Origin of the sequence: Bradyrhizobium betae (assembly GCF_004123905.1) — a bacterium.
Classification (GTDB): domain Bacteria; phylum Pseudomonadota; class Alphaproteobacteria; order Rhizobiales; family Xanthobacteraceae; genus Bradyrhizobium; species Bradyrhizobium betae_A.
Genome location: NZ_MZXW01000004.1, coordinates 181,036 through 207,506 on the forward strand (window position 1 = coordinate 181,036; position 26,471 = coordinate 207,506).

29 protein-coding genes are annotated in these 26,471 nt (G+C 61.3%); 18 read left to right on the forward strand and 11 right to left on the reverse strand.

The window, feature by feature from the left end; translation table 11 throughout:
- Positions 1-14 precede the first annotated feature (14 nt).
- From metA to B5V03_RS01045, 18 genes are all read left to right on the forward strand, one after another.
- A complete protein-coding gene (gene metA, locus B5V03_RS00960; protein WP_129267411.1) occupies positions 15-1,172 on the forward strand; it encodes a homoserine O-succinyltransferase MetA in 1,158 nt (385 codons plus the stop codon).
- 11 nt (positions 1,173-1,183) lie between these two features.
- Positions 1,184-2,044 carry an acyl-CoA acyltransferase gene (locus B5V03_RS00965; protein WP_164987708.1) on the forward strand — a complete coding sequence of 287 codons (861 nt, stop codon included), beginning with the start codon at positions 1,184-1,186 and terminating at the stop codon, positions 2,042-2,044.
- Positions 2,045-2,071: 27 nt separating this feature from the next.
- Positions 2,072-2,959: a branched-chain amino acid aminotransferase gene (locus B5V03_RS00970; protein WP_129267413.1), complete on the forward strand. Its 888-nt coding sequence runs from the start codon at positions 2,072-2,074 to the stop codon at positions 2,957-2,959.
- A gap of 287 nt (positions 2,960-3,246) precedes the next feature.
- A complete protein-coding gene (locus B5V03_RS00975; protein ID WP_129267414.1) occupies positions 3,247-3,456 on the forward strand; it encodes a Flp family type IVb pilin in 210 nt (69 codons plus the stop codon).
- 81 nt (positions 3,457-3,537) lie between these two features.
- Complete coding sequence (locus B5V03_RS00980; RefSeq protein WP_129267415.1) at positions 3,538-3,747, forward strand: hypothetical protein; 210 nt, start codon at positions 3,538-3,540, stop codon at positions 3,745-3,747.
- A 103-nt stretch (positions 3,748-3,850) separates the two neighbouring features.
- Positions 3,851-4,366 (forward strand): A24 family peptidase, encoded by a 516-nt coding sequence (locus B5V03_RS00985; RefSeq protein ID WP_129267665.1) that lies wholly within the window; start codon positions 3,851-3,853, stop codon positions 4,364-4,366.
- A gap of 1 nt (position 4,367) precedes the next feature.
- On the forward strand, positions 4,368-5,285 hold the full coding sequence (cpaB, locus tag B5V03_RS00990) for a Flp pilus assembly protein CpaB (protein ID WP_129267416.1): 918 nt from the start codon (positions 4,368-4,370) through the stop codon (positions 5,283-5,285).
- Positions 5,286-5,428: 143 nt separating this feature from the next.
- Positions 5,429-6,499: an AAA family ATPase gene (locus B5V03_RS00995; RefSeq protein ID WP_245502126.1), complete on the forward strand. Its 1,071-nt coding sequence runs from the start codon at positions 5,429-5,431 to the stop codon at positions 6,497-6,499.
- Positions 6,496-7,875: a CpaF family protein gene (locus B5V03_RS01000; RefSeq protein ID WP_129267418.1), complete on the forward strand. Its 1,380-nt coding sequence runs from the start codon at positions 6,496-6,498 to the stop codon at positions 7,873-7,875. The genes B5V03_RS00995 and B5V03_RS01000 overlap by 4 nt, the downstream gene beginning before the upstream one ends.
- Complete coding sequence (locus B5V03_RS01005) at positions 7,875-8,804, forward strand: type II secretion system F family protein (RefSeq protein ID WP_129267419.1); 930 nt, start codon at positions 7,875-7,877, stop codon at positions 8,802-8,804. The genes B5V03_RS01000 and B5V03_RS01005 overlap by 1 nt, the downstream gene beginning before the upstream one ends.
- Positions 8,801-9,712: a type II secretion system F family protein gene (locus B5V03_RS01010; RefSeq protein WP_129267420.1), complete on the forward strand. Its 912-nt coding sequence runs from the start codon at positions 8,801-8,803 to the stop codon at positions 9,710-9,712. Before B5V03_RS01005 ends, B5V03_RS01010 begins: the two co-directional genes overlap by 4 nt.
- A gap of 3 nt (positions 9,713-9,715) precedes the next feature.
- On the forward strand, positions 9,716-10,360 hold the full coding sequence (locus tag B5V03_RS01015; RefSeq protein WP_129267421.1) for a methyltransferase family protein: 645 nt from the start codon (positions 9,716-9,718) through the stop codon (positions 10,358-10,360).
- A 24-nt stretch (positions 10,361-10,384) separates the two neighbouring features.
- Positions 10,385-10,900, forward strand: a complete 516-nt coding sequence (locus tag B5V03_RS01020) for a hypothetical protein (RefSeq protein WP_245502127.1) — start codon at positions 10,385-10,387, stop codon at positions 10,898-10,900.
- Between the two features lie 9 nt (positions 10,901-10,909).
- Positions 10,910-12,280: a pilus assembly protein TadG-related protein gene (locus B5V03_RS01025; protein WP_129267422.1), complete on the forward strand. Its 1,371-nt coding sequence runs from the start codon at positions 10,910-10,912 to the stop codon at positions 12,278-12,280.
- On the forward strand, positions 12,280-12,693 hold the full coding sequence (locus B5V03_RS01030) for a TadE family protein (protein WP_245502128.1): 414 nt from the start codon (positions 12,280-12,282) through the stop codon (positions 12,691-12,693). The genes B5V03_RS01025 and B5V03_RS01030 overlap by 1 nt, the downstream gene beginning before the upstream one ends.
- 407 nt (positions 12,694-13,100) lie before the next feature.
- A complete protein-coding gene (locus B5V03_RS01035) occupies positions 13,101-14,732 on the forward strand; it encodes a type II and III secretion system protein family protein (protein WP_129267424.1) in 1,632 nt (543 codons plus the stop codon).
- 11 nt (positions 14,733-14,743) lie between these two features.
- Positions 14,744-15,148: a hypothetical protein gene (locus B5V03_RS01040; protein WP_129267425.1), complete on the forward strand. Its 405-nt coding sequence runs from the start codon at positions 14,744-14,746 to the stop codon at positions 15,146-15,148.
- A gap of 79 nt (positions 15,149-15,227) precedes the next feature.
- Positions 15,228-15,764, forward strand: a complete 537-nt coding sequence (locus tag B5V03_RS01045; RefSeq protein WP_129267426.1) for a tetratricopeptide repeat protein — start codon at positions 15,228-15,230, stop codon at positions 15,762-15,764.
- Positions 15,765-15,771: 7 nt separating this feature from the next.
- On the opposite strand, the gene B5V03_RS42155 is transcribed toward B5V03_RS01045, so the two are convergent.
- From B5V03_RS42155 to B5V03_RS01100, 11 genes are all read right to left on the reverse strand, one after another.
- Positions 15,772-16,707: a hypothetical protein gene (locus B5V03_RS42155; RefSeq protein WP_245502129.1), complete on the reverse strand. Its 936-nt coding sequence runs from the start codon at positions 16,705-16,707 to the stop codon at positions 15,772-15,774.
- 25 nt (positions 16,708-16,732) lie between these two features.
- Entirely contained in the window at positions 16,733-16,948 is a 216-nt protein-coding gene (locus B5V03_RS01055) for a hypothetical protein (RefSeq protein ID WP_129267427.1), read from the reverse strand.
- Positions 16,949-17,019: 71 nt separating this feature from the next.
- Entirely contained in the window at positions 17,020-17,286 is a 267-nt protein-coding gene (locus tag B5V03_RS42975) for a twin-arginine translocation signal domain-containing protein (RefSeq protein WP_129267668.1), read from the reverse strand.
- Complete coding sequence (locus tag B5V03_RS01065; RefSeq protein WP_245502130.1) at positions 17,283-17,867, reverse strand: HdeD family acid-resistance protein; 585 nt, start codon at positions 17,865-17,867, stop codon at positions 17,283-17,285. Before B5V03_RS01065 ends, B5V03_RS42975 begins: the two co-directional genes overlap by 4 nt.
- A gap of 165 nt (positions 17,868-18,032) precedes the next feature.
- On the reverse strand, positions 18,033-21,161 hold the full coding sequence (locus B5V03_RS01070) for an efflux RND transporter permease subunit (RefSeq protein WP_129267429.1): 3,129 nt from the start codon (positions 21,159-21,161) through the stop codon (positions 18,033-18,035).
- Complete coding sequence (locus tag B5V03_RS01075; RefSeq protein WP_129267430.1) at positions 21,158-22,399, reverse strand: efflux RND transporter periplasmic adaptor subunit; 1,242 nt, start codon at positions 22,397-22,399, stop codon at positions 21,158-21,160. Before B5V03_RS01075 ends, B5V03_RS01070 begins: the two co-directional genes overlap by 4 nt.
- A gap of 35 nt (positions 22,400-22,434) precedes the next feature.
- A complete protein-coding gene (locus B5V03_RS01080) occupies positions 22,435-22,917 on the reverse strand; it encodes a DUF992 domain-containing protein (protein WP_129267431.1) in 483 nt (160 codons plus the stop codon).
- Positions 22,918-23,517 (reverse strand): hypothetical protein, encoded by a 600-nt coding sequence (locus B5V03_RS01085; RefSeq protein ID WP_129267432.1) that lies wholly within the window; start codon positions 23,515-23,517, stop codon positions 22,918-22,920. It abuts the gene before it with no gap.
- On the reverse strand, positions 23,514-24,644 hold the full coding sequence (locus B5V03_RS01090; RefSeq protein ID WP_129267433.1) for an AI-2E family transporter: 1,131 nt from the start codon (positions 24,642-24,644) through the stop codon (positions 23,514-23,516). The genes B5V03_RS01085 and B5V03_RS01090 overlap by 4 nt, the downstream gene beginning before the upstream one ends.
- A 40-nt stretch (positions 24,645-24,684) precedes the next feature.
- Positions 24,685-24,924 (reverse strand): hypothetical protein, encoded by a 240-nt coding sequence (locus B5V03_RS01095; protein ID WP_129267434.1) that lies wholly within the window; start codon positions 24,922-24,924, stop codon positions 24,685-24,687.
- A 27-nt stretch (positions 24,925-24,951) separates the two neighbouring features.
- Entirely contained in the window at positions 24,952-26,391 is a 1,440-nt protein-coding gene (locus B5V03_RS01100; RefSeq protein WP_129267435.1) for a basic amino acid/polyamine antiporter, read from the reverse strand.
- Positions 26,392-26,471: the final 80 nt, after the last annotated feature.

A 26,471-nucleotide genomic window follows, 5' to 3' on the forward strand; every position in this document is an offset into this window, starting at 1 on the left:
ATGAAGGCATGCAGATGACTGTCTTGATCGACATAGATTCGCACGAACACCACCTGTTTTCGAGAGCGCCGAGCGCAGGCGCCAATAGGATGGCGTCATCGGGAAACCGGGTGGAGTGCCTCGACATAGGACTCATCAACAACATGTCGGATGCTGCCTTGATGTCGACCGAGCGCCAGCTGTTCGATCTTATCAATGCAGCGTCAGGACGACTCCTCGTCAGGCTGCATTTCTATGCGATGGCGGCGACGCCCCGATCCGAATGGGGGCGCGACTACGTGCGTCGATATTACCGCGGCATCGACGATCTGCTGAACAGGCGGCTGGATGGCGTGATCGTGACCGGTGCCGAACCCAGGGCCGCCAACCTGACGGAAGAGCCATACTGGACGACTTTCGCAGAGATCGCCGACTGGGCCGCGGAGAATACCGTGTCGTCGGTGTTTTCCTGCCTGGCCGTCCACGGAGCCGTCCTGCATATGGACGGCGTTGCGCGTCACAAGTTGCCTGGCAAGTGTTTCGGTGTCTTCGCGCAAACAAAGACGGGACATCATCCCTTGCTGCACGATGTGCCGAAGACCTTCAGAATACCGCACGCCCGGTGGAACGAGGTGGAGGAGGGGGATCTGGCGCGCTGCGGATATTCAGTTCTCACCTGGTCGGCCGAGACCGGGGCCGACTGCTTCGTCAAGCAGCAGAAGAAGAGCCTTTTCGTTCATTTCCAGGGCCACCCCGAATACGAAACCCAGAGCCTGCTGGGCGAATATAGGAGAGATATGGGTCGCTTCCTCCGGGGAGAGAACGACATCTGTCCGACGATACCGAGGGGCTATTTCGGCGATGAGGCGGAAGAGGTGCAAATCGCCTTCCGACAGAAAGCTCTTTCCGACCGACACCCGGAGCTCTTCGCCGACTTTCCAGCCGATCAAGTGGCCAAGGACCTGACCAACGTCTGGCATGAGCCGGCCAAGCGCATGTACCGCAATTGGCTGCTGTACATGGTATCGCAGCGAGCTGGACGCTCAAAACCGTTGGGCATGCGCGAAGCGGCTTTCTCTGCGGCCGGAGCGCCGGCACATCGCCATGGGCGCAAAGTGCCTGCTGCTCGATCCGCTCGCCTGGCGCGGTCGCCAAATCCGGTGACCAGGAGGCGGCTCGGATATTGCGAGTGAGAGGTCGGACCATGATCCGATGCCGCGAGATAGGAATAGCTGATCTTGACGCCATCGCCGACCTTCTGACACGCGGCTTTCCGATCCGCTCGCGCAACTACTGGATCAACGGACTCCGGCGCCTGTCTGTGCGCGAGACGCCCGATAGTTTCCCGCGCTTCGGCTACATGCTCGAGCATGACCGAACGCCGGTTGGCGTCCTGCTGTTGATCCACACCGCACGGAACGACGGCGGATGTACCTCCATCCGCTGCAATCTCTCCAGCTGGTACGTGGAGCTTGCGTTTCGCAGCTACGCGCCGATGCTGACCAAGGTCGCGCAGCGCCACAAGGACGTCACCTACGTCAATATCAGTCCGGCGCAATGGACTTGGCAAGCCATCGAAGCGCAGGGATTCCGCCCCTATTGCGGCGGCTTATTCTTCTCTTTTCCGGGAGTGTCGCGTCCGGTCAAGGCCATGCGTGTCGAGGTGGTCCGGCAGGACGCGCAGGCGGTCGAAGGGGTGTCCGAAGCCGACGTCGTGCTGCTTGCACGTCACGCGGCCTACGGCTGCCTCAGCCTAGTATGCCGCGCGATCGACGGCCGTGCCTTTCCGTTCGTCCTGCAGTCGATGCGCATCGGTCGCATCAGGCTGCCGGCGATGCAGATGATCTATTGCCCCGACGTGGCGGACTATATCGCGTGCGCCGGTGCTATCGGCCGCTTCTTGCTCCGGCGTGGCCGAATATCGATCGCACTCGACGCCAATGGTCCCATACCCAACCTCGTCGGCATCTACAGGGAGCCGCTCGGCCGCAAATACTTCAAGGGCCCGCATTGCCCCCGGCTGGCCGATCTGTCGGATTCCGAACTCGTGATCTACGGGCCATAACCCAACGCCCCAGAATGGAGGTTCGTCATGATTCCCGGCATCAACTCCGTCAGCCATTCTCGGACCTGGACATTCTTCCGAGGCGAGTGGCACGAGGGCAATGTGCCGATCATGGGGCCGCGCACCCATGGGCTCTGGCTCGCCTCGACTATCTTCGATGGCGCGCGCGCCTTCGAAGGCGTCACGCCCGACCTCGCTCGTCATTGCGCCCGCGTCAATCAATCTGCGGTCAACTTCGGGCTCAAACCGGTCGTCGATCTCGGCACGTGGCTCGGACTGGTGCGTGAAGGTATGGCCCGTTTCCCGGCCAATTCCGAGCTCTACATCCGTCCGATGTACTGGCCGCAGAACGGCGTCGGCGGCGGCGTGCTCTTTGATCCGGAAACGACGGACTGGTGCCTCTGCATCTACGAATCACCGATCCCGGAGCCTGTCGGCAGCGCGATTACGCTGTCGCCGTTCCGCAGACCGACTGCCGAATGCGCGCCGGCCGATGTCAAGGCCTCCTGTCTTTACCCGAACAGTTCCCGCGCGCTCAAGGAGGCCGCCTCGCGCGGCTTCCAGAATTGCCTGATGCTGGACATGCTCGGTAATGTCGCGGAGTTCGGCAATTCCAACGTGTTCATGGCGAAGGCGGGCGTTGTCTATACGCCGGTCCCGAATGGCACCTTCCTGAACGGAATCACGCGGCAGCGCGTGATCGAACTTTTGCGCAGTGACGGCATCACGGTGCTGGAGGCAACGCTGCGCTATGCCGATTTCGTCAGCGCTGACGAGATTTTTTCGACCGGCAATTTCGCCAAGGTCGCGCCCGTGATCCGGATCGACGGCCGGCAACTCTTGCCCGGACGCTTTTATGCGCGTGCACGAAAGCTGTATTGGGATTTCGCTCACGAGGCGAAGCTGGCGGCGTGAGAGGGGATTGCGATTGCTGAACCGATCCGCCGGGATTTGCAGGGTTAAACCCGCGATGGCTGAGCTCTCGGGAAACGCCAAGCGCGGCTGTCGCCCGCGATCGAACGCCGGCCCTTCAGCGGATGGTTAACGCGGGGAGGATTACCCCTTTTGATCCGCACTACCACTCTACGTAGCACGCGAAACCTCCGGGCAGGACATTATAAATGCAACCTGGTTGGCGGCAGGGACTTTCTCGCCAACGAGCGTTGCAACCGTTTTTCACCTTAAAAGAAGGGGTTTCTCCTATGCTGCGTTATTACATCAAGACCACCGAAGCCTTGAAGCGTCTGCGCACGGACCAGGACGGCGTGGTGTCGTTCGAGTACATCATCGTCGCGGCCTGCATCATCGGCGCAGTGTCCGCAGCGTTCGGTACCGGCGCTACCGGTGCTATCGGGACGGCTCTGTCTGGCGGGATCACCGCTATCACCACCAAGTTCACTGCGGCCGTGTAATACGGCTACCTGACTTGAAGGGAGGCATCAGAATGTGCCTCCCAGCAGTGGTGGGTCATCTTGCAAGAAGGAGTGCTTCGTATGTTGAACTATCATGTCAAGGCCATCGAAGCCTTGAAGAACCTTCGCACGGATCAGGACGGCGTGGTGTCGTTCGAGTACATCATCGTCGCGGCCTGTATCATCGGCGCAGTGTCTGCGGCGTTCGGTACGGGAGCGACCGGTGCCATCGGGACGGCGCTGACGAGTGGGATCGGCACTATCACCGCCGCCTTCACTGGAGCCGTGTAGTACAACCATCTGACGCCGGAGGGGGCATCGACATATGCCCCTCCGCTTCTTCTCTCACGTGACCCACTTAAAGCTTATTGATGTGCGCTCGCTTTTCTTGAGGCTGCATTCCGTGAGTTGGATCGTTCCCATAACCTCGTATCTCGAAATCCTGTTGCTGCTGTATGTCGCAACAATCGATGTTGCGACGCGCTTGATCCGAAATGACATCTGCCTGGTGCTGGCGCTCCTCGGGATCGCCGCTCAATTGGGCAGCCCGATGCAACTCGTCGAATCCCTGATCGCCGCGGCGATCCTGTTCCTGCTGCTGTTCATGATTTATCAGCAGGGATGGATTGGTGGCGGCGACGTCAAGTTGCTGGTTGCCTTGTCGATCGGTCTCCCGCTGACGGGTGTCATTCAGCTATTGACCGTAACCGCGCTGGCCGGCGGTGTTCTTGCCCTGGTGCATCTGATGATGCGCCTCCTGCCATATCCCAGACTAGCGCCCGACGGATCGTCGTTCGCACGCCGCGTCTACGCGGTCGAGCGGTGGCGTCATTTGCGACACGCGCCGCTACCTTACGGGGTTGCCATAGCGTCCGGTGGTATCTGGACCGTTTTCAGCAGAGGACTTTGACATGTCATCCGCTTTGCGTCTCTCGATCATCATGGTGTTCTTGTTCGCGACCGTTGCGCTCGGGCTCATCGGCTACAACATGAACCTGCCGAAAGAACAGATCCCGGTCGCCCAGGTCACGGAGAGCGTTCCGGCGCCTCCCCCTGTCGGGTATTTTGTCGCGGTACACCCACTCCCGAGAGGGACGCTGGCCCGCGATGAAGATTTCACAGTACGCTCCGTGCCGTCATCGGATGGAGTGCCTGCAGGCGCAATCATCGACACCCCCGACGCCAGGATCGGACTTCGCGGATCTCTGGTTCGCAACTTCCTCGACACTGGCAGTCCTGTCACATCAAAAGACATATTGCGCCCGCGCGAACGGGGTTTTCTCGCCAGCGTCCTGGCACCGGATAGCCGCGCCGTCAGCATCAACGTTGATGCCGCCTCCGGTGTCTCGGGCCTGATCTGGCCGGGCGACTATGTGGATGTCGTATTGACCCAGCAGCCATCGACGCCAAATGGCGAGAAGCAGGATCCGGATCACCAGCATGGCGCGCTGAGCGAAACCGTCGCTCACAACGTTCGAATTGTCGCGATTGACCAGGAGATTGTGCAGGGCGGCTCGGCCAGCAACTCCACGGCCGGCAAGGTCGCGCGCACCGTATCGTTGCAGCTTGCGCCCGAGCAGGTCAAGAAAGTCATCATCGCAGCGCAGCTCGGAAAGCTCTCCCTGGCCGTGCGCTCAGCGGTCGATCGGCAGGACGTGGGGGAGACGGACGCGACGGTCGTGATTTATGCCCGCAATAACAGCACGAAATACTCGGTAAGGAAAGACGATGCGGGGAATACGCGCACGGCGGTGATTGGCGATGCGTCGCCGGCAATTGCTCCATCAACATCAACGTCGGTCGCTTCGGCCGTATCGTCGCGTCAGTAGGGGAGGCAGTGGTGGTCGCTAACATAGCAGTAGTCAGTCCGCCTGAAGAAGCAGCGTCTGTTGTAACGCGTAACCGAATCGTCTGTTTCGTCAATGACGAGCTTAGTGCAGCGGCTCTGCGCAAAGGGCTCGAGGGTAGCAACTTGTCGATCCGGCGTGGCACGATCCGCAATGCCATACGGATGCTCGAAACCGACACCGAACTATTTGCGTTGGTGACGGACATCAGCGGGATCGATGATCCATTTACCGAACTGGAGAGGTTGGCCGGCGTCTGCCCGCCCGACGTCCGGGTGGCCCTGATCGGTGAGAGCAGGGAGATCACTTTCTACCGCGAGCTCATGGAAATCGGCTTGACGGAGTATCTGCCGAGACCGCTGACGCGCGATATCGTGCTGGATCAGCTCCGCCCGAAGCTGCTTGGCGATGTGGCTTCCGCTCAAAACGATCGTGGCGGGCATGTGGTCTCGATCTGCGGGGCACAGGGAGGCGCCGGAGCAACGAGCATCGCCATCAATCTCGCACTGCAACTGGCCGAGACCACCAAGGCCAAGGTCGCGCTGCTCGACCTTCATCTGCAAGGCGGCGAAACGTCGGTGATGCTGGGGGTCCAGCCCGGGCCGGGGCTGCGCATCGCGCTGGAAAATCCGATGCGGGCGGACACGTTGTTCCTCGAACGCGCGGCGATTGATGTCAACGAGCGGGTTTGCCTGATCTCCGCCGATGAGGACCTGGATGCGCAACTGAACATCACGGAGGCCGGGGTGCGGCACGTGTTGGGTCTGCTCCGTCAAAGGTTCAACTACATCGTTGTCGATGTGCCAGTCCCGTTCCCGCCATCGATCCATCCGGTGATCACTCTCTCCCGTCACGTGCTGGTGTTGCTGGAAGCGGAGGTCACCGGACTTCGCAACGCCCATGCACTCCGCAACGCCGTCACCAACATCGCCGGCAAGGATCGAGTCTTTACCTTGCTCAACCGCGCCGGTCGTCCCGGGGGGCTTCCCAGGGCCACGATCGTCAGGGCTTTGGGCGCAGAGCCGGACATGGTGATTCCCGATCTCGGGAAGGGGATGACCCAAGCGGTCAATCTCGGAATTCCAGCTCTCAAGCACGTATCGGGGCTGCGGCGACACCTCGCTCCGATCGTCCGGGAGATCACCGGGGTCGGAGCCGAGCGGAAGGGACGGTTGAGGAGGCTGCTCGGGCTATGAAAAAGTTTGGTCGGCGCGAAGACGACACGCCAGCTCGTTTGCCTGCATTGACGCCGAGCTTGCCGGCATCGACGCCAAGCCTGCCTGCATCTGCAAGGCACGACGAATCCCCGATCCAGCGGCCGGTGATGCCGGCTTCGCTGCGTGAAAGGGTCATCGAGCAGATTGAGCCGTCGGTGGCCGCGACTGTTTCGCGCGAAGTCCTTCGGCGGCAGATCGAGGAAATCATCCACGGAATCGCCAACGAGCAGCGGCTCGAGCTGTCGGGCCGCGAGCAGCTTCAGCTGGCGGATGAGATTGCGGACGACATGACCGGCTACGGACCGCTCCGTCCGCTTCTGCTGGATCAATCGATCAACGATATCATGGTCAATGGACCGAGCAACATCTATGTCGAGCGGAACGGCAAGCTCGAACGGATCGCGGTACGATTCCGCGACAATGATCATATCGCATCGGTGGCGCAGAAAATTGCAGCACAGGTCGGGCGTCGAATTGACGAATCCAGCCCAATGGTGGACTGCCGCTTGCCGGACGGCAGCCGGGTCAACATCATCTTCCCGCCGCTGGCGATTCATAGTCCCTGCATTTCGATCCGAAAATTTCCGAGCCGCCGCTTGGATACGGCCGGCATGATCGCAAACGGCTCAATGACCGCGGCTATTGGACAATTGCTGGAGATCGCCGCCCGATCCCGGCTCAATGTTCTGGTCTCAGGCGGTACCGGGTCCGGCAAGACGACGCTGCTCAACGCCCTGAGCCAATTCATCGATCACAGCGAACGCATTGTCACCATCGAGGATGCGGCCGAGCTGCAGCTTCAACAACCCCACGTGATCAGCCTCGAGACCCGGCCTCCCAGCCTGGAAGGCACCGGGCAGGTGACGCAACGCGATCTGGTGTGGAATGCGCTGCGGATGCGTCCTGACCGGATCGTCGTAGGCGAGGTGCGCGGCGCCGAAGCGTTCGACATGCTCCAAGCGATGAATACCGGCCATGATGGCTCGATCTCCACGGTGCATGCGAACAGCGCACGCGACGCAATGACCCGTATTGAGAACATGGTGCAGATGGGACAGCCAAATCTGCCGCTGCGGGCGATCCGATCTCAGATCGTCGCGGCGCTGGACATTATCGTGCAAGTCGAACGCATGCGTGATGGACAGCGCCGCGTTATCCAGATCGCAGAGGTGATCGGGCTGGAAGGCGAGGTGATCACCACTAATGACATCGCGGCGTTCGAGTACGAACACGAAGATGCACACGGGCGGATATCGGGCACCTACAGGTCCACCCCGGCGGTCCCGAAATTCAAGAGCCGTCTTACCTATTATGGGCTCGATCGGGCCTGGGCCGAGGCTATGAGGCAGCTATAATGCCGCAGTTTTTGACCACCATTGACCTTGTGCTCCTGCTAGGCGCAGCAGTCGTGACGCTGTGGCTCGACGCACGGCAACGACGCATCGATCGTCAGGTCGCGCAAGCTCTGCCGGTTTCAGATCCGGCGAACCTGCCCTCCATTCGTCGGTTGGAGACCGGGTCCCGCTGGCAGCTTCTCTTCCGTATGGTCAGTTACAAGGATGGGATAGCTTACGCCTGGCACCCTGCCTATGTGCTATTTTCCGGTCTGACCGCGGCAGTCGCAATCCTTTATGCCAATAGCGTGCTGAAGTTCTCCAACTTCTACGCCTATCCGGTGGCTGCGATCGTAGCGATCATGGTGGTGCGAGGCCTGTTTGGATGGCAGCGGCACCGTCTCGCCAGCCAACTGTTTCGACAGCTCCCCGACACGATTCAACTGGTCACAAGCACCGTTCGATCCGGGCTGCCCGTGACCGAAGCCTTTCGCACCATTGCTCGCGAGATGCCGCAGCCGACGGCTGGGCAGTTCGCCATCGTGTGCACCGAGGTGAGCATGGGGAGACCTCCGGAGGAGGCGGTGGAAGCGGTCTATCGGCGAACCCAGGTGACGGAGTACGGGATCTTTGCGGTCACGCTTGCAGTCCAGTTGAAGGCAGGTGGCAGCTTGACCGAAACGTTGCAAACACTGGGAGATACCGTGAGGCAGCGTGTTGCGCTCGCTGCTCGCGCGAAGGCTCTGGCTGGAGAGGTGATCTTTTCCTCACGCGCGCTGTCGGTGTCGCCCGTCATAGTCGGTGGGCTGCTCTATGCGATCAATCCGGAAACGGTCGATCTGCTGCTCTATGATCCGACCGGAAACAGGCTTCTGGCTTACGCCGCAGCCTCGGTGATCATCGGGTCCCTTGTGATACGTTGGATGGTCAGAAGGGAAACAGCGCTATGACTGTTGGTCTTAGTTTGGTTGCCCTCGCTGTTGCACTTGCGACCGCGACCTTCGTGTTGATCATCCACGAGATCCACATTCGTGCGTTGAACATCCGGGTGGCCAACGCCGTGATGGGCGTTCCCACCCGGTCAGCGCCACTCCAGGACATGATCGGCTGGCTTTCGTCGCTCGGTACGCGGTATCGACGGTTCTACTCCGCGGAAAATCTGGATCAGCTCCGAGCCATCGTCCAATCGTCGGGGTTGAATCCTCACCGGACCGTTTCGATCTGGATCGGCATCAAGACTGTCAGCATGTTCTTGTTTCCGATCATTGCCTTGTTCGTTGCGCAGCTTTTTGGGAAGCCACTGACCGATGTGTTGATCTTCAGTCTCATCGGCGTGGTGCTCGGAATCATGGGGCCGCGGCTGGTCCTGTTGGTTCTGACACGGCGTTTCAATGCCGGCATTCGGCGAGGCACGCCGGACATGATCGACTTGCTGGTTGTCTGCAGCGAGGCGGGAATGGGTTTGGAGAGCGCGCTCGAACGCGTCGCGGAAGAAATGAAGCAGACTGATCCCGCCATGGCCCGGGTGTTGTACGGCCTTCTCGATGATCTCCGGATATTGCCAAATCGCAGCGAGGCATTCGAGAAATTGGGATCCACGTCGGAAGGACTTCGCCGGTTCGGCACCATGGTCAGCCAAAGCCTGCAATACGGAACGCCACTGGGGCAGGCTCTGCGCGCGATCGCGGCCGACCTCCGGCGAGAACGTATCACCAAGCTCGAAGAACGCGCGCACAAGCTGGGCGCGAAGCTGACCATTCCGATGGTGTTGTTCATGCTGCCGGCCATGTTCATCATATTGGGTGGAAGTCCGTTTCTGCACCTCGTGCGTACATTCTCCAACATAGGCATGAAGTAGCTCATGAGCACAGTAGCCCTGTCGAAAAGCCGGCCTTACGAGATGATGATGCAGGTGCTCGGAAGCCTGTGGTTCATGCTGCTGGCATTTTGCGTCGCCATCAGAATCGGGTCATTTGCCGAGCCCTGGCCATCGCTCCTGTCGAGTGTTTGCCTTGCCGTCTTTTACGTCCTCCTGGCCGCATTGATAATGACGAGGTCACCGGCCAAGGCGCATGCGGATGGGCTGCTGCCCCGGATCGCTGCGTTCGTCGGCTCCTACTTGCCGTGGACGATCACTTTCTTCGGCAAAACGGACCAGGCGTTGCCGAACTTGCTGTCCACCGCCTGCGTGCTGATCGGCATGATCATGATGCTCGTCACCATCCGACACCTGGGGCGGTCGTTCAGCCTGGTGCCGCAGGCGCGTACAGTCGTGCAAACCGGTCCCTATCGATGGATCAAGCATCCGCTCTATTTCGCGGAAGAGATCGTGATCGTGGGCGTGGTGCTGCAGTATCTGACGCCGCTCACGGTGGTCGTGCTGGTCCTGCATATCGGCGTTCAGGTCTGCCGAATTCTCTACGAGGAAGACCTGCTTCGGCGCACCTGCCCGGAGTATTCCAGTTACGAAGTGTCGCGTTGGAGATTGGTCCCTTATGTTTGGTGAGCGGCCATGCGTGGCCGAATTGTCATGGACATCGTTCAAATTGCTTGTGGTCGGAGTCGGCATCCGGACGTGGTAAGTGCCCGTCGAGGCGGGCGCGTGCACCGTCGAAAGTCTTTCATCAGGGATCAGCGCGGCGCCGCTGCGTTTGAAATGCTGATCGTTTTCGGTTTCCTTGGCGTAAGCCTGCTTCTGCCGCTCGCCGATGTTGCGGCCGCCGGCTTTCAGTTCGTATCCGCGTGGGAGGCCGTGCGTGCCTTCGGACAACGGATCCAGTACGACCCGCCAGAGGACGTGACCAACTGGGCGGCCTGGAAGTCGGCGCTCCCGACGTCGGTCGCCGGTTATCCCATCAACAATCTCCAGGTCCTTTGCGGTGACACCATGGCTGCCTGCTCCGCAGCCAACTCTGGTTCGCCCAAACACTACTCGTACACGACGACCGTCACCATGTCGCCCATCATCCTGACAACGGTGTTGTGTGCGAGCGGTAACGCCAATCCCTGTTCATACACGCTGTCGTACGCGCAACGGTTTCAATAGGAGTGGTCGATGCGTAGCTTGCTTCGCTCTCGTCGTGGCGCCGCCGCCTTCGCAACCGTTATTGCCCTAATGCCGCTGATCGGAGTGGTCGCACTCGGGGGCGAGGCGGGATCGTGGTACGTCACCAAGCAGCACGCGCAGAATGCCGCCGATGCGGCAGCCGTTTCGGGGGCCATGCAGCAACTATGCCTGTCGAACGCACCCTGCGCGGTGACCCAAACAGTGGACTATCGCGCCAAGCAAGCCGCGGCAGCGAACGCGTTTTGCAACGCGGGCGGCACCGCCTATCCCGGCTCACAGTGTGGCGCTAGCCTTCCAGCGGGAATCTCGCAGTCCGTCCAGATCGCCTCGCTCACTTCATGGAACGGGGCGGCCGGTACTTACGTTCAGGCCACGGTTAGTCAGCAACAGCCCGCATACCTGGCGCAAGTGCTCGGGCTGACCACTGTCACTATTCCCGCGACAGCCGTGGCCTCGGTAAAAAGCGTGCTGTTCCCGCCCTGCGTTCTGTCATTGACGGGCTCTATCAGTTTCCAGGGCAGTCCGAATATCAATGCGCCGAATTGCGGCATGGCCTCGAACGATCCCGCCAAGGACGCAATAAACTTTACCGGCGGCGGGATGAGCATGAACCTCGGCTCGCTGTCGACTGTCGGCGGCTGCACGGGCGCCGCGTCGTTCTGTAGCTCGGCGCTGACCTATTTGCCCGCCCCGACCAAGAATCCCTTCGCCGATCTTGATGGCGCCCTCACCACGTTGTGCGGAGCGAGCCCCTCGCTCCCTGCCAAATGCGGTCTAGCAAAATGCACCCCCGCAACTGCGCTCACTCCCTACACGGCTGCCAAGCCGTGCACGAACGATGGTTTCAAGACGAAGGGGACCGACGCCCTGACGTTGGCAGCAGGGGGGGTGTACTTCATATCTGGTACTCTGACCCTCACCGGCGGCTCCTCGATCAACGGTTCGGCGGGAGTGACCTTCATCCTGTTGCCAGGGGCGACCATTGACACGAAGGGGGGCGGCACGCTCACCCTCGCGGGACCGGCAACCGCCCCGAGCAACTCGTCGCTTCCCGCGGCCCTTCAGTCCAGCGCTGGATTGTTCCAGTATATGGCCATGTACGTTGCCCCAGTGACGCCAGCGCCGCCTATGACCTTTGGTGGCAATAGTAACATCACCCTCACAGGAAACATCTACGCGCCGACGGCAGATGTGACGTTTCAGGGCAATCCGACGATTGCCGTCGGCGGCACAGCCGGCGGTTGTGGCCAGTTGATCGCCGCCTCGATCTCGTTCAACGGCAATGCGACGTTTGACACCACAGGGTGCCCATCGCAAACGAAGCTGCCTAAAAGCCAGTATGTCCAGTTGGTGCAGTGATGAGAAAACTCGATCAGCGCGGCATCGGGGCGATGGAATTCTGCCTCGTTGCTCTGCCGCTTTTCCTCTTGATGTTCACCATCTTCGATCTGGGGCGATACGCAATCACCATGCAGTCCTTGCGGGCGCTCGCGAATGCCGGTGCTCGGACCTGGATGATCAACGACTGCTACGTCAATAGCGCGCTCAGCAGAACCACACCAACCTGTACCGGTGATCCCTTGCCATCCGATGCGGCCAAACAAGCCGTTGCCCCAATGCTGTTCGCCGGCGGGCTCACGCCTACGCTGAGCACGACTGGGGGAGCCTCTGCGCTCACGGTCACGGCATCTGATCCGAGCTTCAAGATGCTGATGCCGATATGGGGCACAACATTGAACGCGCCGAGCGCGTCCACAACGATTCCCTTTTAGTGGTAATGGGCAACCATCCCAGCATGCGTCTGGATTTCCGTGAGCGGGGGAGAGCAAGTGCCGGTTACCCGAACAGAGAATTTCCGAAAACCGATAGGGAACTTGCCAAAGCGGAGTGCCGGCGGGAACTCGTGCGCGGCTTCAATGCAGGATAGTTCAGAGCAGGTGGGGGAAAGTGGTGCTCACTGGCAACATTGCAAAGTTTTCTCTCGCTCTTGCCGCAGTGCGATAAACGTCTCTACTTGCAAGGAGGCAGGATGAAGGATGATGATCTCGGAAACACCAAGTAACGATTTGTAGTGGGACGGAATGTAAGCTCTGCGACGTGGTGCGCAGAGGGGATGCTTAGGGGAACATCGAGTGCGTAGATTTGCGGGCAGGCCGCGGATCGCAGCAGGGGGACTCGAATGGGTGGCGGTCGCATTTCAGGTAAAAGGGTAGGAAGCCTGCTCGCATTCGGCGCGATGGGTTTTGGCGCGGCGCTGGCCTTGTGCGGGTCCGCTGACAGCGCGGAGGCCGCAGACCGGCGGGGCTCCTCCGGCGGCGTCTTCGTCAGCGAGATGAACGACGTCCAGCGGGTCAAGGTCGTCGTCAATAAGTCACGCACCTTCAAGGTCGACACGCCTTTTGCAACGATCGTCGCGGGCTCGCCTGACATCGTCGATGTGAAATCGCTGAGCGATCACATGATCTATGTCCAGGGCAAGCAGACCGGCACCACGAACGTCATTCTGTTCGACAGTTCGATGAAGCAGATCGGGATCCTCGACGTCGAGGTCGTGATCGATACCGGAAACCTGCAGCAGAACATCCGGTCCAGCACCGGCGGGCAGGGTATTCGCGTCTCGGCCTCCGAGGGGCAGGTGGTGCTCAGCGGAACCGCCGCCGACGCCGTGGTGGCCGAGCGGGCCATGGCCATCGCCACCAGCACCGTTGCGAAGGGGGGCGTCGTCGTCAACGCCATGAGCGTCGCAGCGCCGCAACAGGTGATGCTGGAGGTGCGCTTTCTCGAGGTGAACCGGGATGCCGGTCGCAATCTGGGCGTTAACCTTTATGCGGCGAATGCCAATGGTACAAATGTCGGGAATACAGGCCTGGGCGCTGCGACGGCAAGTCGACAGCCAATCGGTGGCGTCAATGGCGCGGTCGGCTCTCCTCCGACCGGCAGCCTTCCGGTCCTCGGAACGATCGGGACGCTCGTCGGCACCGCAGGTGGTGTGTCACCTACGCCGTTCGGAAGCTTGTTGACTAGCATCATTCGGACATCCAACGGTGGTTCGGTCGACCTGCTGATCTCTGCGTTGGAAACCAAAGGATTGGCTCGCCGGCTCGCCGAGCCGAACCTGACCACGCTGTCCGGCGATGCGGCGCGTTTCCTGGCTGGCGGTGAATTTCCGGTGCCGGTGGCGTCTACGGCGGGGACCGCAGGATTGGTTCCGACGGTGACCATCGAATTCAAGAAATTCGGCGTCGAGCTGGCGTTCGTTCCGACCGTGTTGTCGCGCGGCGTGATCAACCTTCGGGTCGAGCCGTCGGTCAGCGAGCTTGATTTCTCCAATGCGGTGCAGATTGCGGGAACGGTCATTCCGGCGTTGAGCCGCCGCGACGCGCGCACTACGGTCGAGCTGCGCGACGGCCAGAGCTTTGCCATCGCCGGCTTGCTCCAGACTCGCAACCGGCAGGACGTTTCGCAGCTGCCCTGGATCGGCTCGGTGCCCGTTATCGGAAGCTTGTTCAGCAGCAAGTCGTACCAGCAGCAGGAAACGGACCTTGTCATCATCGTCACGCCGCGCCTGGTTGCGCCGGCGGCGCCAGGTCAGCAATTGGCGTCTCCGCTCGACTCGCGCCTTCCGGCCAACGACGTCGATTTCTTCCTCAATGGCCAGATGGAAGTCCGCAAGCGTTACAATGACTACGTCAACTCGGGCGGCGACGTGAAGGGCCCGTACGGCCATATCATCGCCCCTGAGCTCAGGGCTCCCGTTCCCGCGCCGGCCGCCGTCGTTACCGACCAGCCGGTCGTAAAGACCCTCAACTAGCGGAGCGAGAGATGGCCACAAAGTATCTTGTTCTGTTCGCGCCCCTCCTGCTCGGTGGATGTTACGGCCTCGCCGGCCATGACGAGATGGACCGCTACTTCCAGCGCTCGGACACCATCACGATGACCGCCGGCGATGCCAAGCAGGTCAACGCCGTCACCCACACCATCCATCCCTGGCCGCGAAACGTCGGTGATCGCAGGATTGCATACGACGCTCGGCGCGTGGGTGCCGCCGTTACGCGCTACGGCAAGACGCAACAGCCGGTGGATCAGCTTCCTGATATCTCGCCTGCGACCAAACTCTTGGGCCAGCAGCCTCCGGTCACCCAGAACGTCAACATCGACGGATTGCCGCCCGGATCGTCTGCCGGCGTATCGGTGCCGGTCGGCGGCGGCGGGGTAGGAACCAGGTGAAGGAGCCAAAGGGGCTTAGCTTGGACAACTCAACCAGGATATTCCAACGAGTGCGCCGGGCTAGGCGGGGACGAGGGTTATGCGGCGCATCATCTTAATGCTGATCTATTGCTGTTTGGGGACAGCCCTTGCTGGGTGCGAGCAGACATTGCGGGAGGCCGCAATCGTGGCTCCCGTGGATCCACCGGGCGGAGATCCCGTGCAGGAGCCGACCGACGTCAAATATTACCCGTCGGACGAACCCGTTCGGCTGGGGCTGGAGCATTTCAACCGCGGCAGTTACGGGATTTCGCAGCGCTATTTCAAGGACGCCGTCGAGAAATCGCCGAAGGATGTGACGGCCTGGATCGGGCTCGCAGCGAGCTATGATCGGTTGCGTCGTTTTGACCTGGCTGACCAGGCCTACGCTCGTGCGATCCGACTTGGAGGCGAGACGGTTCAGATCCTGAATGATCAGGGGTACTCGTACATGCTGCGCGGCAATCTGAGCGCGGCGCGGCGAAAGTTTGAGAAGGCTTATTCGCTCGATCCCGGCAATCCGGTCATTGCCAATAATCTCGAGTTGCTGAACGGCAGCCGCAGGTTTATCGAGAGGCCACCGAACAACCAGCCCTGATCGCGTCCTAGTTCGGTCCAAGCACAGCGTCAGCCCGACGACTGTCCTTTTTGAGGATGATGATCGCGCCGTTTCTGATCGTAAACGTCGCGCCGATCAATTTGGACAGTTTTTCCGTAACAGGGGACGGGAAGGGGATCGTCGGGCCGCTGACTGGATCGCCGACGCCGATGGTTGCCATGGGAGGGCCGGCAACGGGAGCCGGCTTGATATAATCGCGAATAAGCTGAATCTCTTCGCGAGAGAAAAGAAGTGGGGCCTCTTCAGCGCGGCTTTCTCGCGACGATTGAGTTTTTTGGTCGCTCACCTTGTCTTGTGCTTCCTTGCTCTTTTCGATCTGATCGAGCCTGGCTACGCGTTCTTTGAGCGGAAGCAGTTCGCGTTGCAGGGCGGTTAGTTCGGATTTGATGGATTTGAGTTGCATGAGGGCGGCTATCGCGCCAGCGCAGCTCACGACTACGAGCAGGCTCAGCAGCGCGAGCAGTACGCGCTCGATATTTGCACCTGGGCGCCCGGTCTCTTTCGGCAGTTGGTCCTGCTCGAGATGGCGGCGCCAAGCGCCAACGGCTTTCTGCATGCGTTGCGCTAGCTTGCTCAGGATATTGAACCCTGGAGATGCGTCTCGCAGCCCGGAGCCGAATTTGCGGATCAAGAAAGCAGGCGGATCCGAGGCGATCTCATCATCCCTTCGATGTACGGCTGCTTCGCTGCCCATCATAGCCGGACGACTGTCATCGCTTCCACTGGATATGCGGGGGTCAGCAGGCGGGGAAGTCGTTGATTGAGCTTCCATGCCGCCTGTCTCATCGTGAGGGGCGATCAGATCTCTGTTCTGGTCAACTGACCGAGATTCAAGATCGAGTTTTTTCAGGAGCGTCTCGGTGCTGATCGAGCCATCAATCAAGTGCAGCGACAGGATAGAGGCAAAATCAGGATCAGGCAACTCTCGCCTGGAGATCTCCTCTCCGTCACTTGTCGGACACCGCGATCCGCATCGCAGCATCGCGCATGTCGCCGCCATCAAGCGCGCGCTTGCCGACAGGGCCAGCATCCGCCTCGACCTCAACCAGGCCTGGAACGCGCGCGCATCCTATCTGCCGGCGGCGCTGATTGATGCCGGGTTCGATCTCGTCGAGCAGTCGATCGCCAACGCGAAAGGGATGGGGCGGCTTTGCTGAGCGCAATTCCCATCATGCCCGATGAGGCCTGAGCCCGCATTTGCAGCCTGTCAGCAGAGGAAGGCATTCACGGTCATCTAAACCCATCGCCAGCCGCAAACACGGCGGCCGCGACGCCACCAGCAAACCCATCGTCGGCGCCGCCGGCGTGGCGGAGGCCCCCAACCGGGACCCCATTGCGCTTCTGTCACGAGATCGGACCGCTTTCCGGCATTTCTTGGATCAGGCGCCACTGGCATCGCCTCCGCGCCTTCAACGAAATGAACGGCGATTGCACCCATCGCGGCAGCGGCAACAGCATTCTGGGCCAGACCAAGGAAATCACGGCGGCTCGTAGCGTTCATTGTTGCGCTCCTCTTCGTGTGACACGGCTGGCTCTCCGCACCGATTGGAGCGCGTAGAGCAGCCAAGCCAGCCCGTGCGAAATCAGATCGACTCCAAGCAGGAATCCGAGCGCCCAGACGCTGATGGCTGGGAAGCCGAACACGATCAGGAACCCGGCGACCAGCCCAATAACGCCGGAAACCAGCATCAGCCAGCCACCTTGTTGCCAATGCGCAAAGCTCAGCACGCACCGGATAATTCCCGATGCCAACAGGACAGCGCCAAGGAGGGAGGTCAGGAGGAGGGCACCGGCCACTGGCTGCGCGAGCAGCAGCAACCCGAACGCAAGATAGAGCGCGCCGAGCAGGATCTGCCACAGGAATCCGCCCCATCCCTTCGTCCAAAACGCGTGGATGATTTCGAATGCACCGGCAAGGATTGCGGTAAGCCCGATCAGCTTGACGCTGATGATCGTTGCGAACACGACGTCGCCCAGCGCCAGGACGCCGGCCGCGATCATCACGACGCCAAGGAGCGCGCACGTCCACCGGGAAGGAGGACTAAAGGTCTCTACGTGAGGGCCGCTGTCAAAGGTGGCCACTCCATCCTCCCACATTCCGGCGACCCATTCGGTTAGCGCTACGAAAACGCTAGTCGCGGCCGCGCAACCCTGACATCCGATGAAACCCTGAATGTGCCGGCGGGAATATTCGCGGGTGTTCCGAAGCCTTTCCGGAAGTGCTTCCCGGCGTCCTGGACGGGCGGGTCAGGTGGTTCGCGCCGGAAGCGGTCGTGCCTTCATGCGTTCGCGGAGGCGCTGGAACGTCACATAGAGCATCGGCACCATGAAGATTCCGATCGAGCTTGCGCCGAGCATGCCGGCAAAGACGGCGGTCCCGACCGCCCTGCGGCTCAGTTCGGCGGCGCCGGTTGCGAGCACGAGCGGCACGAGCCCGAGAATGAAGGCAACCGAGGTCATCATGACCGCGCGAAATCGCATATGCGCACCTTGAATCGCGGCTTCCGCAAGCTCAGTCCCAGCTTCTCGCCGTTCCTTCGCGAACTCCACGATCAGGATGCCATTCTTGGCGGCGAGCGCAATCAGCACCACGAGGCCAATCTGGCCATAAAGATCTAGATTGAGGCCGGCGATCTTAATGCCAACATAGGAGCCCAGCACGCCGACCACGACGGACAGCAGCACCGGGATCGGGATCACCGTGCTCTCATAGAGCGCCACCAGGAACAGATAGGCGAATAGCACGGCGAGCGCGAGCACGACGCCGGTTTGTCCCGCTGCCTGTTGCTCCTGATAGGCGGTGCCGGTCCACTCGAAACTGTAGCCTGCAGGCAGTACGGCGTTGGAGATCTCCGCCATCGCCGCTATCGCGGTGCCCGACGAGACGCCTGGCGCCGGGCTGCCGTTCACCGTCACCGAGCGATAATTGTTGTAGCGGGTAATGACCTGGGGCCCGGTTACGATCTTGATGCCGGCGAGCGCCCGCATCGGAACCATCTGGCCGGTGCTGTTGCGCACATAGATGCGCCAGATATCGGAAAGGTCGGCGCGATCGAGCGCCTCGCCCTGCACGTTGACCTGCCAGGTGCGTCCATAGAGATTGAAGTTGTTGACGTAGATGCCGCCTAGCGTCGCCTGAAGGGCGGTGAAGATATCGCTGATGGTCACGCCAAGTGCCTGCGCCTTGCGTCGATCGATGTCGAGATGGATCGATGGATTGGTCGCGGTGAAGGTCGAGAACACGCGCGTCAGCCGCGGATCGGCATTGGCCGCTCCGATCAACGCGCCCGTGACACTGGAGATCGCGGCGGGGCTCTGTCCTTCCAGCGCCTGGAGCTGGTATTCGAAGCCGCCTGAAGTCGAGAGTCCGATGATCGGCGGCATGTTGAACGGAAGCACGTTGGCTTGCCGGATTTGCGCGCCGGCCGCGTAGGTCTGCCGGATCAACGCCTGCGCTGAATCCGCGGCCGCCTTGCGATCGGCAAACGGTTTGAGGCGCGTCACCACCAGCGCACTGTTTGGCTCGGACGCCCCGTCGAGCAGGGAGAAACCGATAATGGCCAGGACGTGGTCGACCGCCGGCATCTGCTTCAGGATGGCCTCGATCTGTCCGGTCACCTCGCTGGTCCGCGCGACGGACGCACCGTCCGGCAACTGTACGGAGGTGAAGAAAGCGCCCTGGTCCTCCTCGGGAAGGAACCCTGTCGGCGTCAGGTGCGACATCCCGAAAATGCCGACCGCGAACACGGCGACGAGTATGAGCGAGAGACTGGCCACGCGCAGCAGCCGTCGTACGCCGCCGCTATAGCGATCGCGGATCCAGTCGATGCTGTCAAGAACGCGCCCGATCATTCCGCGCCTGGGTCCGGTATGCCGCAGGAACAGCGCGCACAGAGCGGGCGACAAGGTCAGCGCATTCAACGCGGAGATCATCATTGCGCCGCTGATCGTCACCGCAAACTGCCGGAACAACGTGCCGGAAATGCCGGGAATGAAGGCGATCGGAACGAAGACGGAGAGCAGCACCAGCGTGATCGCGATGATCGGCGCGGTGATCTGCGTCATCGCCTTCTTGCTCGCCTCGGCCGGCGAAAGCTCCGGTTGTTCCTCCATCACGCGCTCGACGTTCTCCACGACGACGATGGCGTCATCCACGACGATACCGATGGCTAGCACCATTGCGAGCAGCGACACCGTATTCGCGGAATAGCCGAGCATCAGCAGCATGGCGAAGGTGCCGATCAGGCTGACGGGCACGGCAACCGCGGGTATCACCGTGGCGCGAAGGTTGCCGAGGAACAGATAAACCACGATCACGACAAGGACAAAGGCCTCACCCAGCGTCCGCAGAACTTCCGAGATCGTATCTCGTACGAAGCTCGTGGAATCGTACTGCACGAGATAGCTCAATCCTGTCGGGAATCGCTTGGACAGCCGCTGCATCGTGGCCGCGACCGCCTGCGCGGTCGTTACGGCATTGGCACCCGGCGCCAGATAGATTGCGAGAGGCACCGCGGCGCGCCCGTCGATCCTCGCTTCGCTGTCGAGGTTCTGCGCGCCCATCTCGACCCGGGCGACGTCCTTGACGAGCAACGTCGACCCATCCGGGTTGGCGCGCAGCACGATACTGGCGAACTGATCGACCGTCGCGAGCCTCCCCAGGGTCTGCACGTTGAACTGGAATTGCTGGTCGTCGCTGATGGGACGCGCGCCGATGCGGCCGACCGGCGCCTGGACGCTCTGCGTTCGAATTGCCGCGATCACGTCCGAGGGCGTGAGATTGAGGCTGGTCAGCCGCTGCGTATCGAACCAGATCCGCATCGAGTAATTCATCTTGGCGAACAGGTGAGCCTGGCCGACGCCGGGTGTGCTGGAGATCGCGTCGAGCACGTTGATGATCGCATAATTGGTGATGAACAGCGGGTCTTGCAGGCCGTCGGCACTGTAGAGCACCAGGAATTGCAGGATCGCCGACGATTTCTTTTGCACCGTCACGCCCTGTTGCTGCACTTCGGTTGGTAGTTGCGACAGCGCGCTCTGCACCCGATTGTTGACATTGACGGTGTTGATATCGGGATCTGTGCCGAGCGCAAACGACACCGTCAGGCTGTAGCTCCCGTCGTTGGCGCTGGTCGATTTCATGTAGAGCGCACGATCGACCCCGATCACTTGCGCTTCGAGCGGCTGAGCGACGCTGGTCTCCACGACCTCGGCAGATGCGCCCGGAAAGGTTCCGGCAACCGTGACCTGCGGTGGCACGATGTCCGGAAATTGCGCCACCGGGATCCGTGTCAGCGCGAGCGCACCTGCAATGGTGATGATGAAGGCGACGACCATTGCAAGTCGCGGGCGATCGATGAATACGGCGGACATCATGGTCTTTTGTCCTCCAGCCGCGTATCAGTCGTGCCGCTGTGGTCCGGCTGTGAGGGTGCATCACTTGCCCCGGCCTTCATGCTCGACAGAATCAACGCACTGGCCGGACCAGGTGAAACCGACTGCCCCGGACGGACCCTTTGCAGGCCTTCGACAATGACCTTGTCGCCGGCGGCGAGGCCACTGATGACGGAGGCGATAGTGGGCTTCGATTGCCCGAGCTGGATGCGGCGTTGTTCGGCCTTGTCGTCGGCACCAACGGTGAGGACGTAGTCGCCCTGCTGGTCGGACAGCACCGCCGAACGCGGGATGGCCAACACCTCGATGGGCTGGATACCTTCCAGCACGACCGTGACGAATTCGCCGTCGGTCAGCTCGTGGACGGTCACGCCTGCGGTGGACGGCGCGCGCAGGATTGGGTTAGCGATCTCGCCGCGCACGGTGATCGTATCGGTGTTCTGGGCGATCGTGTTGTCGACAAAGTTCAGCTTGCCGGACTTGCCATACATGCGGCCATTGGGCAGCCGCAGCCGGATCACCACGGCTTCCAGACCCCCTTGGGGTCCATAACGTTCGCGCAGTTCGAGCGCCTGGCGCAGCGGCACCGGGAAGGTGACGTACATCGGATCCTGGCTCACGATCGTGGTCAGTACGCCCGAGCCTGGACCGACGACGTTGCCTTCAGTCACGGCCGTGCGGCCGATCTTGCCGTCGATCGGCGCGCTGATCATGGTGTAGTCGAGGTTGATCTGGGACGCCTCGACTTGTGCCTGGGCGGCCTGAACCTGGGCTTCAAGGCTGCGTTGGTTGGCGATCGCCGCGTCATAGGTCGATTGCTGACCGGCTGGCCCACCGAGCAGCGTACGTGCGCGCTCGGCCGTCAGCTTGGCGTTCTCGAGCGTCGCCTGGAGCTGGGCCACCTGCGCCCGCTTCGACGCGAGATCGGCCTCGAACGGACCGCGCTCGAGCCGGTAAAGCGGGGCGCCTTTTGTGAGCTCGGCACCGTCGACGAACAACCTCTCTTCCAGAAACGCGGTGACGCGAGCCACGACGTTGACGCGATTGACCGCCTCGATCCGCCCAAGAAATTCGCTGCTCTCGGTGATCGGCCGCTTGATCGCTTCGACGATACCGACCGCAGGCGGACCGGCGGCTGGCTGTGTCCAGCTCGTACCGCCCGCGATGAGTGTCATCACACCCGCCGCCAGAATCCTGATCGAGAATTCCGCAAGGTTCATCGTCCGCTCCTTGCTCCAGGGCTCGGGACAAGCCGTTATCTCCGTCCGCGCGCGCCGAGTGTCAGGTTCGTAATCCCTGCTGCAAGGTTCAATCCGATCGATCGCTCAATCGACAGGGGCTGGAGCGCAATCGTCCGGCGAGAGCCTCCGATCAGCACATTCGCGCCGAGCCCGGGCCCGAACGCGACGTTACCGCTTGCGCCCACGTAGCTTCCGCGCAGCGTGCCGGGGCCGACGCGCGAGTTCCTGGCGAAGACGGCCCATGAGAGGCTTCCTGCACTGGTCACGCCGATATCGAGACCAACGCGTCTGATCCGCCCCTCGTAGACGTACCGCCGGGTCGGGCGCGTCGTCGTGAATACGCAACGAAGCTCCTGTGCGGAGCCAAGCACCAGCCCAACGCGTGGCGTACTGGCGCATATCAGTCGGCCGACTCTGAACGCCTCGGCACGTGCGGGCAGGGTGTCGGCGCATATCAAAGCAGATCCGCAGATGATCGCGAGAAGCAGGTTGCGCATTCAGACCTCCGTTTGGCTTCCGGTGTTGGCGGGCGAACTCTTTGGACTGCGGTCCTGGCGGAGCCAGAACGTGATGCAGAGGCCGATCAGCAGGACGGCGCCCAACAGGAAGAAGATGATGGATTGCTGCAACCAGGATATCGCCGGAACCGTGACGCCCATCGCAAGGCCGAGGAACGCAATTTGCGGCGACAGAAGACTGACGCCTGCGAGGACGGTGCCGAGCGCAAGCAATGTGAGAAGAACAAGGCTGGTTGCCGGCGTCGGCAACAATTGCTGAACGCCTGACACCAGCATGATGTTCATCGCGACAAGGACGGCAACCCAGTGCAGCGCCTGGGTCCAGATCAGTCGCCACCGGGCCTCTCTGCCATCGAGTTCCGGCCACTTGTTGATGACGCAGACGACGCCAATGGCGAGCGCGAGAAACTCCCAATAGCCAACGAGAGGCTGGTGCGAGGCGTTGGTATAGGCGACGCCCGCGACAGCAAGCACCAGTGCAATGATGTAGGGAAGTTGCTGCCACAGAAAATGTGTCATCCCCGAATGCGCAGGGGATGGCTCCATTCCATCGTTCCGTTCGGCTCCAATCTCGCTCATGGCACACCCATTTGCGACGGTTCCTTGTTGAACACCCGCCCGCGGTCATCGCCGAGATAATCCTCGACGTAGAATCTGATGATGGCGACCCGGCCGACGGCGACCAGTGGCATAGCGAGCGCGATGCCCATCACGCCGAACATCGCGCCCAAGAGCACGATCGCGACCAACGTCCATGCGGGAGGAATTTCGACCGCCTGGCGCTGGATCAGCGGACCGATCACATAGCCCTCGATCGATTGAATGATCGTGTAGACGACGACGGCCCAGATCAGCAGCGATCCGCCCAGTGGCATCGCGACGAGTGCGATCGGGATTGCGGCAAGGATCGGCCCAAGATACGGGACGAAGTTCGACAGACCCGCCTGCAAACCAAGCACGAAGGGACCAGGTAGCCCGATTAAATAGAGCGCGACCCAGACGCACAGCGTCATCAGGATGATGCGGATCAGTTGTCCCACGAACCACAGCCGCAGCACGCCCCCCATCTCGTCCATCACCCCGCGTGTCCGAGCGCGATATGTTGGTCTGGCGAGCATGACGAGGCTGTCTCGGTGGCTCGAGGGATCAAAGGCAAAGAGGATACCGAGGAATACGATCACCAGCATGCCGGCCAGAAAGCTGGACGCTCCGCCAAGGACGAGCTGAGCGTGGCTGAAGAAGCGGCCTTGGTCAGAGACCAGCCATTGTGCAAAATCCCGGCCCCATTCTGGACCGAGCAGATCGACGCCGTAACTCAGAAGATGCTGCTGCAGGATATCGAACTGGGCGTCCATGACTTTCAGCAAGAGGCGCGTTTGCTCCGGAAGCTTGCCGGCTCCCCAGACGAGACCAAGTCCGACCGCGGCAGTGAGCAGCAGCAGCACGAATGTCAGCCGCCACACGCGATTGAGGCGAACGACGGGCGCCATCGCCCTCGCCGCGGCATCCAGAAAAGCCGCAAACAGCACGCCCGCGAAGATGATCAGGAGGCTCGATATCGTTTGCCACACCAGAAAGAGGGCAACGCATATGACGAGCAAGGCAAGGCCCGTTGCGAGAAAGCCGCGAGGCCCGTAGGCCACGGCTGGAGCTTCGCTGATCGCGTTCTCGCGAATTTGCTGTTGTCCTGTGCTCACTTCGCTCATCGGTTAACTCGGGAATTGCAAGAAGCCGTCGAGTCCGGGCCTAGGTACGAACGCGGCGGCTGCCAAAGTGAGGATGCGAGCCGCCGCGATGGCGCCAGTAGCGATGCTTGGTCGGGTTCGTATTGGTATTTGGTTTAGCGGCATCGGTCGCAGGTGTTGCAGCGGCAGGTTTTGGCGCGGATGTGGCCGGATCGGTCGACTGCGTTTGGGAGGAGGTTGGTTGCGCAGTCGCGATCGACGCGGCTAGAACCAGAGCGCCGCAAACGATACGGATATTCATGTTCGCCTCCATTCGACCAATAAGGATTCAAATCGAGATAGCACCGACGGCCAGCGCATAGACGCCGGTACAAGCTGCGAGCGCGATCACGGTGAAGATGATCGCCTCGAACGGCTTGAAGACGGTCTCCTTGCGTTCGCGCTTGGCGAGGAAAAACAGAAACGTTCCCGGTGCGTAAAGGATCGACGACAGCAGAAGGAACGTGGGGCCCCCCGCGTAGATCATGGCCAAGGCGTAGAACGTTGCGATCGCCGAGCGGATCCCGTCGACGCTACGGGCGCGTTCGCCGGCGTGATATGAGTTGCCGAGATAAGCCAGCTTGAGGCCGTAGGCTGCGACCAGGAAGTACGGAATCAGCGTCATCGCGCTTGTCATCTTCAAGGCGAGCGTGAATGCATACTCGGCGAACCAGGTGACGAGAAGGAACGCCTGGATAACCCAGTTGGTGAGCCAGAGCGCGCCGACGGGAACCTGGTGGGCGTTAACCCGCGCGAGAAAGGATGGCATCGTGCGGTTGACCGCGGCGGAGTGTAGAACCTCGGCCGCCAGCAGCGACCATGACAGGTAGTTGCCAAGAATCGAGATCAGCAGCGCCACGCTGATGAAGATGCCACCCCAACGCCCGACCATCGCTTCCATGACACCGGCCATCGACGGTGTTGGGAGGCCCGAGAGCTCCTGTCGCGTAAGGACGCCGTAGGACAACAGCGTCACCAGAACAAGAAGGCAGAGAACCGACAGGAAGCCGGCAACGGTCGCGAACCCGATATGGGAGCGGTCCCTGGCGTCGCGCGAGTACACGCTCGCCCCCTCAATTCCGACGAAGACGAAGACGGTGAGCAGCATGGTGCTCCGGACCTGCCCGGATATCGCTGCCGCGCTCGGCTGCTCCGTTCCCCAGAAATTCCGGGAGATCAGGTCGGGATCGAGGACGACGAATGCCACGCCGATGAAAAGCAGAATCGGGATGATCTTGGCGTAGGTCGCAATCGTATTGAGGGTGGCGGCTCCCTTGATGCCTCGCAGCACCAGGAAATGAACGCCCCAGAGCAGGAGGGATGCCGATGCGATGGCCGCCGGCGTCGTGCCGTCGCCGAAGACGGGAAAGAACTGTCCGATTGTCGCCTTGATCAGAATGAGGCAGGCTACATCGGCGAGGCAACATCCGATCCAATAGCCGGCCGCCGAAGCAAAGCCGATATAGTCTCCGAACCCTGCCTTGGCGTAGGCGTAGATGCCCGTATCCAGGTCCGGCCTACGATGAGACAGCGTCTGGAAAACGAAGGCAAGCATAAGCATGCCGGTGCCCGCGATAATCCAAGCGATCAACGTTCCGAGCACCCCGGTGACGCGTCCGAACGATGCAGGCAACGCGAAGATGCCGGAACCAACCATCGATCCGACCACGAGCGAGACGAGCGCGCTGCGCGAAAGCTTCTGGTCGACCTCGTTCGACGAAGGAGCCATGACGAGAATGGCTTTCCAACCGGAGATGAGGCGGCCGCGGCGGTTGAATTTGAGCGGGATAGGACGGCCACCCCTCGCGC